This is a genomic window from Neisseria sp. Marseille-Q1983, from assembly GCF_018224585.1.
Lineage (GTDB): Bacteria > Pseudomonadota > Gammaproteobacteria > Burkholderiales > Neisseriaceae > Neisseria > Neisseria polysaccharea.
Map to the genome: position 1 here is coordinate 19,068 of NZ_JAGTUI010000027.1, position 12,271 is coordinate 31,338.

A 12,271-nucleotide genomic window follows, 5' to 3' on the forward strand; every position below is an offset into this window, starting at 1 on the left:
GGGGGGAAATGGACGCGTTGCACACCATCGCCCGAAACCTGACGAAAAAACGTCAAACCGTAAGCTGTGCCGAATCCTGCACGGGTGGGCTGCTTGCCGCCGCATTCACAAGCGTTGCAGGCAGTTCGCAATGGTTTGATCAAAGTTTTGTAACATACAGCAACAAAGCCAAAGAAGACCGCTTGGGCGTGTTGCCCGAAACCCTGCTCGAACACGGCGCGGTCAGCCGCCAAACCGTCTATGAGATGGCACGCGGCGCGAAAGCCGTGGCGCAGGCGGATTACGCCGTCGGTATTTCCGGCATCGCCGGCCCGGGCGGCGGCAGCGAAAGCAAACCCGTCGGCACGGTTTGGTTCGGGTTTGCCTTTCCGGGCGGAAGTTGTGAAGAAATACGCCGTTTTGACGGCAACCGCGAATCCGTCCGCGCGCAGGCCGTCGCCTTTGCGTTGGAACGGTTGGCGGGGCTGGTTGAAAACGGCGGCGATGCCGTCTGAACAAAATCTCCGTCTGGACAAAATCCCCATCGGATAAAAAATGCCGTCTGAAACATTGCAGGTTTCAGACGGCATTTTGTCGGGTTAGGCGGCGGTGCGGTTTATTTCACTTTGCCTTTCAACGCGCCGTAGCCTGCCGCGTCCATTTGTTCCAGCGGGATGAATTTCAAGCTCGCGCCGTTGATGCAGTAGCGCAGTCCGCCTTTGTCGCGCGGGCCGTCGGGGAAGACGTGTCCCAAGTGTGAGTCGGCGGCGTGGCTGCGCACTTCGGTGCGGCGCATATTGAAGCTGAAATCATCGTGTTCGGTAATGGATTTTGCATCAATCGGGCGCGTGAAGCTCGGCCAGCCGCAGCCGGAATCGAATTTGTCGGCGGAGCTGAACAGGGGTTCGCCGCTGACAACGTCCACATAAATGCCGGGTTTGAACAAGTGGTCGTATTCGTGGCTGAAGGCGTATTCAGTTGCGCTGTGTTGGGTAACTTGGTACTGCTCTTCGGTCAGGGTGCGTTTGAGTTCGGCATCGCTGGGTTTTTTATACGTTGCCGCGTCGAAACCTTTGCCTTGCGGAGCGGTTTGGGTTTTGCCCGCCAGCGGTTCGTCGGCTTTGCGGATGTCGATGTGGCAGTAGCCGTTGGGGTTTTTAATCAGGTAGTCCTGATGGTATTCCTCGGCATCGTAAAAGTTTTTCAGCGGCTCGTTTTCAACGACGAGGGGAAGTTTGTATTTTTGCTGCTCGCGTTTGAGGGCGGCGGCGATGACGGTTTTTTCGGCAGGGTCGGTGTAGTACACGCCGCTGCGGTATTGCGTGCCGGTGTCGTTGCCTTGTTTATTGAGGCTGGTCGGGTCAACGACGCGGAAATAGTATTGCAAGATGTCGTCGAGGCTGAGTTTGTCGGCATCGTAGGTCACTTTGACGGTTTCGGCATGGCCCGTATGGCGGTAGGACACGTCTTCGTAGCTCGGATTTTTCGTGTTGCCGTTGGCGTAGCCGGATACCGCGTCAACCACGCCGTCTATGCGTTGGAAATAGGCTTCCAGACCCCAGAAGCAGCCGCCTGCGAGGTAGATGGTGCGCGTGTTCATGATTTTTGAATCCTTTTTCTGTGTGTCGGGTTTGTAGAACGAATGTTTCAAACTGCCCAAATCGGCATTCGGGTCGCGGATTAATGCCAAAGCCTGCGCTTCGTTGATGCTGCCTTTGACGATGCGCTGCACGTCGCCGTCTTTGCCGATTAATGCCCACGAAGGGTAAACACTGATATTCAGGCTTTGGGCGATGGTGCCGCCGTTGTCGGTAACGACGGGCAGCTTGGGATAGTTCAAACCGGCATACCATTTTTGAAAGTCGCCGTCTTTTTTCTCGTGCAGAAAGCCGGGGGAGGCGACGGTAATCAGGTTGGCGTAACCGAATTTTGCATCTTGCGCCCATTTTTCGGTTTGCCCCAATTCGGACAAACACAAAGGACACCAGCTCGCCCAGAATTTAATCAGCGTCGGTTTGTCTTTTTTCAAATAAACATCGGCGGGGCGGTTGTCCGCAGTTTTCAAAGTGGATAAAGTGTGCGGCACGGTCGCGGCTTCGGCATCGGCGATTTTGGGCGAACAAGCACCCAGCGCAAACAGGCAGCCGAACTTGGCGCAAAGGGAAAAGAAAGTACGGGGTTTCATTTTGATGTTTCCTGTGTGGACGGTTTGTATGATTAGACGTTTGAGATGCCGAAACCTTACAGCTCGGATTTTCAGACAACCTTGCCGCGTAAAATACGCTACAATACTCCCTATTTCAAGTTTCTAAAATTAAAAGGAAAATTCAATGTTCAGCTTCTTCCGTCGCAAGAAAAAACAGGAAACTCCGGCTCCAGAGGAGGCTCAAATTCAGGAAACCGCAGCAAAAGTAGAATCTGAAGTTGCTCAAATAGTTGAAAATATTAAAGAAGATGCTGAATCTTTAACGGAAAGCGTCAAAGGGCAGGTCGAATCGGCTGTTGAAACCGTCAGTAGTGCGGTTGAACAGGTAAAGGAAACTGTTGCCGAGATGCCGTCTGAAGCAGAGGAAGCGGCTGAAAAAGCAGCGGAACAAGTCGAAGCGGCGAAAGAAGCTGTTGCCGAAACCGTCGGCGGTGCGGTTGAACAAGTAAAGAAAGCCGTTGCCGAGATGCCGTCTGAAGCAGGGGAAACGGCTGAAAAAGCAGCAGAACAAGTCGAAGCGGCAAAAGAAGCTGTTGCCGAAACCGTCAGCGAGGCTGTCGAGCAAGTTCAAGAAGCCGTTGCGACAACTGAAGAACACAAACTCAGTTGGGCGGCGCGTTTGAAACAAGGCCTGACCAAATCGCGCGACAAAATGGCGAAATCGCTGGCGGGCGTGTTCGGCGGCGGACAAATCGACGAAGATTTGTACGAAGAGCTGGAGACCGTGCTGATTACCAGCGATATGGGCATGGAAGCCACCGAATACCTGATGAAAGACGTGCGCGACCGCGTCAGCCTCAAAGGCCTCAAAGACGGCAACGAATTGCGCGGCGCGCTGAAAGATGCGCTGTACGACCTGATTAAGCCTCTGGAGAAACCTTTGGTCTTGCCCGAAACCAAAGAGCCGTTCGTCATCATGCTTGCGGGCATCAACGGCGCGGGCAAAACCACGTCTATCGGCAAACTCGCCAAATATTTTCAAGCTCAGGGCAAATCCGTATTGCTGGCGGCAGGCGATACTTTCCGTGCCGCCGCGCGTGAGCAGCTTCAAGCTTGGGGCGAGCGCAACAACGTAACCGTGATTTCGCAAACCACGGGCGATTCCGCAGCCGTTTGTTTTGATGCCGTCCAAGCCGCCAAAGCGCGCGGCATCGACATTGTGCTGGCCGACACCGCTGGCCGCCTGCCCACGCAGCTTCATTTGATGGAAGAAATCAAAAAAGTGAAGCGCGTATTGCAAAAAGCCATGCCTGATGCGCCACATGAAATCATCGTCGTGCTTGATGCCAACATCGGTCAAAACGCCGTCAACCAAGTCAAAGCCTTTGACGATGCGCTGGGGCTGACGGGGCTTATCGTTACCAAACTCGACGGCACGGCAAAAGGCGGCATCCTCGCCGCGCTTGCCTCCGACCGTCCAGTTCCCGTCCGCTACATCGGCGTGGGCGAGGGCATAGACGATTTGCGCCCATTTGACGCGCGCGCGTTTGTGGACGCACTGCTGGATTGAGCCGAAATGCCGTCTGAAAACGGCGGATTGGTGTTTTCGGGAGATAGTGGGGATTGGCGGAATCGGTGGGCTTCAGACCACCGATTCCATTGATCCTATCAATTCATACCAACTCCCAAAAAATGCGAACGCCCCTACGCGCCTGACACATTTACCGTATAAAATACCGAAACCGCCTCATACGGTATTTCACAAACCTTAACACCCGCGCGTAAAAACCGTATAAACCCGAAACTGCCGTTGCCGCATCCCCTATAATTTCATCCAATAAAAAAACGAGGCACATATCATGGCAAAAAAATTCCCCATATTCCCAAAAAATCCGGAGCGCATCTGCTGGGGGTGCGACAAATATTGCCGTGAAGACGATTTACAGTGCGGCAACGGCTGCGAGCGCATCCAACACCCCATTGAGTTGGACGGGCGCGAGTGGTACAAAAAAGGCGACTGGAGCAACCTCTTGAATGAAGCCCAGCAAATCGAGCTGGGCTTGAAAGAACCCCCGAAACCCGCCAAACCCCATATCAAACTCCCCCTCAAAAATAAAACCGCCTGATGCATTCCTATGAAAATGCCGTCCGAACAAGCTTCAGACGGCATTTTTTACGGCATACGCACAGGTTTGCCGTTATTCCGCACCTGCCCGAATTTTCAGACAAAACCGCGTCGGCATGCCGACCCACGCCATAATAAGATTGGTGATTGGATACGGTAGGGGTAATACCTTGTCAGAAATTAAGATGCCGTCTGAAACAATTTCAGACGGCATTTTTTATTTTTGGGCGCGTTTTTTATTCCTGCCTGTTTTTCCCATGCCGCCGCCTGCCGCGCGCAGGCTGTAGGGTAGGCTTCAGCCCACCAATCTCACCATTTCCATCAATCCCACCGTCTCGACCAACTTCATCACTTCACAACATCATCGAAAACACATGACACTGTGGGCAAATCGTTGAAACAGTCGTAATCGGCAGGCAGGAATCCCTTTCTTCCGTTTGTGTTTTTGAGTTGATGAAGATGGTGGGAATCGGTTGGGTGTTGGGGTTGGTGGAAATGGTGGGCTGAAGCCCACCCTACAGTTCATCGCACAGTCCATCCTATTCCCCACCTTATGTATCCACCCTACAGTTGCCTCCCACCTACGCATGTACCCTGCGCAAAGCCTTATCCACTATCTTGCAACCTGTCTGACAATCTGTCCTCTCTTACAAAATGCCGAAACTTTTTCAGGCTGCATTTTGGGGCTGCCTGTGCGGAATTTGTCGGTAGGCGCGGTAGTAGGGTTCGAGCTGTCGGGCGATGAGTTGGAGCTGTTGGAGGAGGATGTGGCTTTGTGTTCCGCTGCTGTGGGTGCGGAGGGTGTCGAGTTCGCCACGCAGTGTATCCAATGCCGTCTGAAAGTCGTCGGGTTCGGTTTCGGGCAGGTGTTGGAAGATGTGGGCGGTGTGTTCGGCGGCGAGGTGGAACTGTGAGGTAAAGTCGGGGCTGCATTCTTCGTGCATTTCGCTGCGGTATGCGCCGAGGGCGGAGATGTAGCCGGTCAGGGCGTAGCCGGTTTTGAGCAGGGTAAAGCCGGGTTGCAGGCTGTCGGCGAATTTTGCGGGTTCGCTGCTCATGTCGGAAAGGGTGCTGCTGAGGGCGGCGGTGTGTTCGTGGGCGCGGCGGCGGGTGGCGCGGTATTCGACGTCGTCGGCTGTTTCGCCGCTTTTGAGGCGTTCGGCAATTTTTTCGAGATAGGCGCCGTTGCTGCATACGGCAAGGGCGGCGGTGCGTTCGAGCGTGAGGTATTTCCAGTCTGGCCACAGGTAGCTGACCGCCGCCCAGGCAAGGGATGCGCCGATAATGGTGTCGATGATGCGCACGGGCATGGCGGCGTATACGTCCAACCCTGCGAGGGAGAGGCTGGTCAGCGCCTGAATGGTGATGAAGAAGGTGGAGAAACTGTATTTGTAGGTGCGGGTCATGAAAAAGAGGGTGGTACTGACGATGACGATCCAAAGCTTGGTTTCGACAGACGGGGTGAAGTAGGGGACGAGCGAGCCGACGATTACGCCGAGTACGGTGCCGGCGATACGTTGGTACACGCGGCTTTTGGTGGCGGTGTAGTTGGGTTGGCAGACGAAAAGGGCGGTCAGTAGTATCCAGTAGCCGAGGTTGAGGTTGAGGGCTTCGACGATGGTGCAGGCGGCGGCAACGACAAGGGACAGGCGGACGGCATGGCGGAATACGCCCGATTCGAGGTTCAGCTGCGGACGGATTGCCTGCCAGGTGTTTTTGAAGCTGCCGGTTTCGAGGGCGGCGATGCGGGTGTCGCCCATGCGGTCGTTTTCGGCGGGGGAGTCGCTGTGTTGGAGTTGGCGGAACTGCTGGTCGACGCTGCCGAGGTTGTCGAGAAGACGGCGCAGGTGGCGGATGTCGGGGCTGTCGTTGCCGTCTGAAAGGAGGCGCAGCGATTGGCGGCAGCCTTCGATGGCGCGGCCGAGGCGTTTGCTGTAAACGTAGTCTTTGCTTGCGCGCAGGGCTTGGGCGGTGTTGCGGCAGGCTTGTCCCTGCATTTCGAGCAGGCGGTGGATGCGGAAGATGATGTCGGTGTTTTTGAATTTTTCGGACATCTCTTGGTAGTCGACGTGGGCGGAGCTGATGCGTTCGTGGATGTCTTGGGCGGCGAAGTAGTAGCGCAGCATTTTGGCGGTGCGCGGGTGGCGGTGTTTGCCGCGAAGGCGGTAAAACAGGGCGGAACGGCATTGGTTGAAGGCGGTGATGACGCCGGTGTTGCTCATGGCGAGGTCGATGTGGCGGTTGCCTATCCATTCGGCTTCGTCGGGATCGAAAAAGTCGGCTTTGGCTTCGAGGTAGCCGCCGAGTGCTTCGTAGGCGTTGGCGACGCTTTCTTGGACGGGGCGGTGGGGCAGGACGATTTGGAACAGGAGGATGGCGGTGCTGTACAGTACGGTGCCGCACAAAATCATGAAGGGGTTGGTCAGCCAGTAGGTTTCGGGGGTGTAGGTAAGTGTGGTGTAGGTGGCGACGGCGAGTGCGCCGAAGGCGAAGGTGCGGTATTTCAGCCCGACCGCGCCCATGATGGTAAAGCCGAAAGTCATCAGGGTCATGGCGAGGATGAAGGGCAGACCTGTGCCGAGCGTGCTTTGCGCGACAAGTGAGGAGAGGGTAAACAGGGCGACGGTGGCGATGATGTTTTTCAGCCGTCCGGTCAGGCGGTTGTCCAAATCGACCAGGCCGCCGGCGATGATGCCGAGTACGAAGGGCATGGCGAGCTTGGGTTCACCTAGCTGCCAGACGATGGAGGCGGCGGTAAAGACGCTGGCGAAAACGGGAAGCGAGGTAATGAGCAGAGGCTTGAGGAGTGGGGTTTTCATGGTTTTACCGGTTTATTGTTATGAAGTGAATAAAGTGTAGCACATGAATGGGGCGGATAAAATCATGCCGTCTGAAAACGGGGATGCGGTTTTCAGACGGCATTGGGTTTTGCGGATTAGGAAACGAGGTTGAGACCGTTGACCCTGTCGTAAAGGAGTTCGGGCATTTTGCCTTCTTCGTACAGTTGGATGTGCAGGCGCAGGTTGTTGGCGGAAACGGACTGGCGCAGGGCTTCTTCGTAACTGATGATGCCGTGACGGTACAGTTCGAAAAGGTTTTGGTCCATCGTCTGCATTCCGTCGGTTTTGGCGGTTTCCATGATTTTATTGATGTTCATCAGGTCGCCCTTCAGGATGAAGTCTTGGATGGCGGGTGTGTTGATGAGCAAATCGACAACCGCCGTCCTGCCGGTTTTGTCTTTTTTGAGGGCGAGGCGTTGGCAGACGATACCGGACAGGTTGAGGGCGATGTCGATCAGTATTTGTTTGTGCTGTTCTTTGGGGTAGAAGTTGAGTATGCGTTCGAGCGACTGTGGCGCGGTGTTGGCGTGGAGCGTAAAAATGCACAGGTGGCCGGTTTGGGCGAGCTGCATCGCGTATTCCATATTTTCCCTGCTGCGGACTTCACCGATGCAGACCACGTCGGGGGACTGGCGCATAGCGTTTTGTACCGCCGTCTGCCAGTTTATGGTGTCGACACCGATTTCGCGCTGGGTAAAGATGCAGCGGCGCGGTTTGTAGATAAACTCAATTGGGTCTTCGATGGTAACGATATGGCCGGGCAGGGTTTTGTTGCGGTGTTCGAGCATAGTCGCCATCGTCGTGGATTTGCCCGAACCGGTAGGCCCGACGATAATCAGCAGCCCGCGTGGTGCGACGGCGAGGTCTTTGAGTTTTTCGGGCAGACCCAATTCCTGCATTTGCGGGATGATGTGGTTGATGCGCCGCAAAACCAAACCTGCGTGGCCTTGGCTGTGGTAGGCGTTGGCGCGGTAGCGCGTGCCGCTGCGCGATTGGACGGAGTAGTTGATTTCTCCGTCGCGCCGGAATATTTCCAATTGTTCGGCGTTCATCGTCGATGCGGTGATGGCGGCGGTTTCCTCGCCCGTCAGAGCCTTTTGCGGCTGCGGGGTTAATGCGCCGTTGATTTTCAACGAGGGTGGGAATCCTTTGCTGATAAGGATGTCGGACGCGCTTTGTGCTTCTGCGGTTTCGCACAGTCGGTCGAGCAGTGGGTGGAGGTGTGCGCCGATTTCGGCCGGGGTTTCAGATCGGCTTTGTTTTTTTTGAGAATACACTTGAACCATTTCGTCCAAGATGTCGTGCAGGTTATTGGTACTCATCGTTAACTTCTTTTCAGTTTAAGCCTTGCAGTTTGCGGCGGCAGGTTTCAACAGGACGAGTATGCCGGGCTGGATGCCGCGTCCCGCCCCGCGTGTTTGCGCCTTGTTTTCCCGCCGGTATGACCGGAAGGCGGTTGTGTGTCAGAAACTCATACTTTCGCTGTTTTGCGCGCGTTTGCGTGCGACTTCCGGTGCGATTAGCCCTTGGCGCACCAGCGATTGCAGCGATTGGTCCATCGTCTGCATACCGCTTGCCTGCCCGGTTTGCAGGACGGAGTTAATCTGCGTGATTTTGTTTTCGCGGATGAGGTTGCGGACGGCGGGGTTGGCAATCAGGATTTCGTGCGAGGCGACACGGCCGTTGCCGTCGCGCGTTTTCAGCAGGTTTTGGGAGATGACGGCGGTCAGCGATTCGGACAGCATAGAGCGCACCATTTCTTTCTCTCCGGCGGGGAATACGTCCACGATACGGTCGACGGTTTTTGCTGCACCGGTCGTATGCAGCGTGCCGAAAACCAAGTGTCCGGTTTCGGCGGCGGTCAGTGCCAAGCCGATGGTTTCGGGGTCGCGCATCTCGCCGACAAGGATAACGTCGGGGTCTTCGCGCAATGCGGAACTTAGCGCGTTGGCGAAGCTGAGGGTGTGCTGGTGCAGCTCGCGTTGGTTAATCAGGGATTTTTTGCTTTGGTGGACGAATTCGATCGGGTCTTCGATGGTCAGGATGTGTGCCGGCTGGGTTTCATTGATGTAGTTGATCATCGCGGCAAGCGTGGTCGATTTGCCCGAACCGGTAGGGCCGGTAACCAATACCATGCCGCGCGGCGATTCTGCGATTTTTTGGAAAATGCGCGGGGCTTTCAATTCTTCCAGCGATAAGACGGTGCTGGGAATGGTGCGGAATACGGCGGCGGGGCCGCGGCCGGTGTTGAAGGCGTTGACGCGGAATCGGGCGACGTTGGGCAGTTCGAACGAGAAGTCGACTTCCAAGTTTTGCTGGTAGATTTTCCGCTGATGGTCGTTCATCACCGAAGTTACCATATTGCCGACCTCTTCCGCGCTCATTTCGGGAAGGTTGATGCGCCGCATATCGCCGTGAACCCGAATCATAGGAGATATGCCCGAACTCAGGTGAAGGTCGGATGCTTTGTTTTTAACGCCGAAGGCGAGTAAGTCGGTAATCTGCATAATGGGATATTGTCCAGTATAATGTTTGGGTCGTTCGGTGTTTCCTACTTCTGAATTTTACTGCCCTGATTCTTGGGATTCAACTATTTAAGCATTTTTACCGGGGATAATTTATGACGGTTTTGCAAGAACGTTATCGGGAGGTGTCCGACCGTATCGGGAAATTGGTTCTGCAGGCGGGAAGGAAGCCGCATTCTGTCAGCCTGATTGCCGTCGGTAAGACTTTCCCTTCAGACGGCATCCGCGAAGTTTACGCTGCCGGACAGCGTGATTTCGGCGAGAACTATATTCAGGAGTGGTACGGTAAAACGGAAGAATTGGCGGATTTGACCGACATTGTGTGGCACGTCATCGGCGATGTGCAGTCCAATAAAACCAAAATTGTCGCCGAACGCGCGCATTGGGTGCATACCGTATGCCGTCTGAAGACTGCCGTCCGGCTGAGCAGGCAGCGTCCTTCCTCAATGCCGCCCTTGCAGGTGTGTATCGAGGTGAACATTGCGGGCGAGGCGGCAAAACACGGTGTCGCGCCCGAAGAAGCGGTCGCGCTTGCCGTGGAAGTGGCGAAGCTGCCCAACCTTGTCGTGCGCGGACTGATGTGCGTTGCCAAAGCCAACAGCAGTGAAACGGAGTTGAAAACCCAGTTTCAGACCATGCAAAAGTTGCTTGCCGACCTCAATACGGCTGGCGTTAAGGCGGACGTGCTGTCTATGGGGATGTCGGACGATATGCCTGCCGCCATTGAGTGCGGTGCGACACACGTCCGTATCGGCAGCGCGATTTTCGGGAAAAGGGGCTGATGGAAATTCGGGCAATAAAATATACGGCAATGGCTGCGTTGCTTGCCTTTACGGTTGCCGGCTGTCAGTTGGCGGGTTGGTATCCATGTCCGTCGTTGTCCGGCTGGTGTTTCCCCAAAAAGCCTGCCGCCATCGATTTTTGGGACATTGCCGGTGAGAAAGAACCTTCCGTCGAAGATTACCGGACACCGCTTGCAGACGGCAATTATTCTGTAAATGCAAGTGAATACGAGTTTGCGCAAAGTTCTTATTTTCATCGGAAGATTGAAAAATTTGAAGCATGTAAATTGGATTGGGGCACACGCGACAAACGTCCTTTAATCGAAACCTTCAGGCAGGAAGGATTCGACTGCTTGGAAAAGCAGGGATTGAAGCGAAACAGCCTGTCCGAGCGCGTCCGATGGTAAAAAATTGGGAATTAATTTAGTCAGGTAATTTTGAATAGGGTAGAAATAATGAATGTTTATTTTCTCGGCGGCGGAAATATGGCGGCTGCCATCGCAGGCGGATTGGTCAAACAAGGGGGATACCGCATCCATATAGCCAACCGTGGTGCGGAAAAGCGCGAACGTTTGGAAAAAGAGTTGGGGGTCGAAACTTCGGCAACCCTGCCGGAATTGCATTCGGGTGATGTTTTGATTCTTGCTGTTAAGCCGCAGGATATGGAAGCCGCGTGCAAAAATATCCGCACCAATGGTGCATTGGTGCTTTCTGTTGCAGCTGGATTGTCGGTTGATACGCTCAGCCGTTACCTCGGGGGAACACGCCGCATTGTCCGGGTTATGCCGAATACGCCCGGAAAAATCGGGCTGGGCGTATCCGGTATGTTTGCCGAAGCGGAAGTATCGGAAACAGACCGCAGGATTGCCGATCGAATCATGAAATCAGTCGGTTTGACCGTTTGGTTGGAAGATGAAGCGCAAATGCACAGCATTACCGGTATCAGCGGCAGCGGGCCGGCATATGTGTTTTATCTGCTGGATGCTTTGCAAAATGCCGCCATCCGACAAGGGTTTGATATGGCAGAAGCACGCGCGCTCAGCCTGGCAACATTTAAAGGAGCGGTTGCTCTTGCCGAGCAGACGGGTGAAGATTTCGAGAAGCTTCAAAAAAATGTAACGTCAAAAGGCGGGACAACCCACGAAGCTGTGGAAGCCTTCAGACGACATCGTGTCGCCGAAGCCATAAATGAAGGCGTTTGTGCCTGTGTGCGCCGTTCGCAGGAAATGGAACGGCAATATCAATAATGTAAAGAAAATAAAAAAACCAATCCAAAACGTGTTATGATGCGCGTTTTCAAAAACGCCTTAGGCAATAAGCCTTATAAAAATCAAAGGAATAAAGCCACTTTGTGGTGCTTTGTTTTTTGCGGTGAACCGAGAGGACATACATTATGGCAAAGCTGACAGAACAAGATATTTTGAATTGGAGCGGGCCGGAAGACGATTATATGAATGACGACCATTTGGCTTTTTTCCGCGAATTGCTGGTAAAAATGCAAGACGAACTCATCGAAAATGCTTCCGCTACGACAGGGCATCTCCAAGAACACGAATCAGCCCCCGATCCTGCCGACCGTGCCACACAGGAAGAAGAGTACGCATTGGAACTCCGTACCCGCGATCGGGAACGAAAACTTCTCAGTAAAATACAGGCGACCATCCGCAATATAGATGAAGGGGATTATGGATTCTGTGCCGATACGGGAGAACCTATCGGTCTGAAGCGGCTGCTGGCACGCCCGACAGCCACTTTATCTGTTGAGGCCCAAGAACGCCGAGAGAGGATGAAAAAACAGTTTGCCGACTGATAGTGGCAAACAAAATGCCGTCTGAGTCCCCGAGTTTCAGACGGCATATTCACAAAGGCGCACC

The 12,271-nt window shown here is 54.4% G+C and carries 11 protein-coding genes; 7 read left to right on the top strand and 4 right to left on the bottom strand.

Features of this window, described 5'->3' with window-relative positions:
- The first annotated feature begins 8 nt into the window (after positions 1-8).
- Positions 9-494: a CinA family protein gene (locus KEM39_RS07470; RefSeq protein WP_118997854.1), complete on the top strand. Its 486-nt coding sequence runs from the start codon at positions 9-11 to the stop codon at positions 492-494.
- 101 nt (positions 495-595) lie between these two features.
- Here the strand turns inward: KEM39_RS07470 and msrAB are convergent, their stop codons facing one another.
- Positions 596-2,164, bottom strand: coding sequence for a bifunctional peptide-methionine (S)-S-oxide reductase MsrA/peptide-methionine (R)-S-oxide reductase MsrB (gene msrAB, locus KEM39_RS07475; protein WP_211709784.1), 1,569 nt, complete (start codon positions 2,162-2,164; stop codon positions 596-598).
- A gap of 145 nt (positions 2,165-2,309) precedes the next feature.
- Here msrAB and ftsY point away from each other — a divergent pair, with 145 nt between their 5' ends.
- A complete protein-coding gene (gene ftsY / locus KEM39_RS07480) occupies positions 2,310-3,695 on the top strand; it encodes a signal recognition particle-docking protein FtsY (RefSeq protein ID WP_118997856.1) in 1,386 nt (461 codons plus the stop codon).
- 289 nt (positions 3,696-3,984) lie between these two features.
- Positions 3,985-4,251 carry a DUF3079 domain-containing protein gene (locus KEM39_RS07485; protein WP_118997857.1) on the top strand — a complete coding sequence of 89 codons (267 nt, stop codon included), beginning with the start codon at positions 3,985-3,987 and terminating at the stop codon, positions 4,249-4,251.
- Between the two features lie 667 nt (positions 4,252-4,918).
- On the opposite strand, the gene yccS is transcribed toward KEM39_RS07485, so the two are convergent.
- The 3 genes from yccS to pilT all read right to left on the bottom strand — a co-directional run bounded on the left by yccS (position 4,919) and on the right by pilT (position 9,597).
- Complete coding sequence (gene yccS, locus KEM39_RS07490) at positions 4,919-7,069, bottom strand: YccS family putative transporter (protein WP_211709785.1); 2,151 nt, start codon at positions 7,067-7,069, stop codon at positions 4,919-4,921.
- 116 nt (positions 7,070-7,185) lie between these two features.
- The gene (locus KEM39_RS07495) at positions 7,186-8,412 is read right to left on the bottom strand and encodes a PilT/PilU family type 4a pilus ATPase (RefSeq protein ID WP_101135347.1); all 1,227 of its coding nucleotides are present in this window, start codon (positions 8,410-8,412) and stop codon (positions 7,186-7,188) included.
- Between the two features lie 141 nt (positions 8,413-8,553).
- On the bottom strand, positions 8,554-9,597 hold the full coding sequence (gene pilT, locus KEM39_RS07500) for a type IV pilus twitching motility protein PilT (protein ID WP_025457532.1): 1,044 nt from the start codon (positions 9,595-9,597) through the stop codon (positions 8,554-8,556).
- Between the two features lie 113 nt (positions 9,598-9,710).
- Here pilT and KEM39_RS07505 point away from each other — a divergent pair, with 113 nt between their 5' ends.
- The 4 genes from KEM39_RS07505 (at position 9,711) to dksA (ending at position 12,207) form a co-directional block, all read left to right on the top strand.
- Positions 9,711-10,397 (top strand): YggS family pyridoxal phosphate-dependent enzyme, encoded by a 687-nt coding sequence (locus KEM39_RS07505; protein WP_041423011.1) that lies wholly within the window; start codon positions 9,711-9,713, stop codon positions 10,395-10,397.
- Positions 10,397-10,804, top strand: coding sequence for an RNA-binding protein (locus KEM39_RS07510; protein ID WP_118997859.1), 408 nt, complete (start codon positions 10,397-10,399; stop codon positions 10,802-10,804). The genes KEM39_RS07505 and KEM39_RS07510 overlap by 1 nt, the downstream gene beginning before the upstream one ends.
- A gap of 30 nt (positions 10,805-10,834) precedes the next feature.
- Entirely contained in the window at positions 10,835-11,644 is an 810-nt protein-coding gene (gene proC / locus KEM39_RS07515; RefSeq protein WP_228476506.1) for a pyrroline-5-carboxylate reductase, read from the top strand.
- 146 nt (positions 11,645-11,790) lie between these two features.
- Positions 11,791-12,207: an RNA polymerase-binding protein DksA gene (dksA, locus tag KEM39_RS07520; RefSeq protein ID WP_025457529.1), complete on the top strand. Its 417-nt coding sequence runs from the start codon at positions 11,791-11,793 to the stop codon at positions 12,205-12,207.
- The last annotated feature ends 64 nt before the right edge of the window (positions 12,208-12,271 follow it).

Bases quoted from the DNA above. Each gene is read 5' to 3' on its own strand.
- ftsY (WP_118997856.1), top strand. From the start codon at position 2,310: ATGTTCAGCTTCTTCCGTCGCAAGAAAAAACAGGAAACTCCGGCTCCA.
- KEM39_RS07495 (WP_101135347.1), bottom strand. From the start codon at position 8,412: ATGAGTACCAATAACCTGCACGACATCTTGGACGAAATGGTTCAAGTG.
- yccS (WP_211709785.1), bottom strand. From the start codon at position 7,069: ATGAAAACCCCACTCCTCAAGCCTCTGCTCATTACCTCGCTTCCCGTT.
- KEM39_RS07510 (WP_118997859.1), top strand. From the start codon at position 10,397: ATGGAAATTCGGGCAATAAAATATACGGCAATGGCTGCGTTGCTTGCC.
- KEM39_RS07505 (WP_041423011.1), top strand. From the start codon at position 9,711: ATGACGGTTTTGCAAGAACGTTATCGGGAGGTGTCCGACCGTATCGGG.
- dksA (WP_025457529.1), top strand. From the start codon at position 11,791: ATGGCAAAGCTGACAGAACAAGATATTTTGAATTGGAGCGGGCCGGAA.
- KEM39_RS07470 (WP_118997854.1), top strand. From the start codon at position 9: ATGGACGCGTTGCACACCATCGCCCGAAACCTGACGAAAAAACGTCAA.
- msrAB (WP_211709784.1), bottom strand. From the start codon at position 2,164: ATGAAACCCCGTACTTTCTTTTCCCTTTGCGCCAAGTTCGGCTGCCTG.
- KEM39_RS07485 (WP_118997857.1), top strand. From the start codon at position 3,985: ATGGCAAAAAAATTCCCCATATTCCCAAAAAATCCGGAGCGCATCTGC.
- pilT (WP_025457532.1), bottom strand. From the start codon at position 9,597: ATGCAGATTACCGACTTACTCGCCTTCGGCGTTAAAAACAAAGCATCC.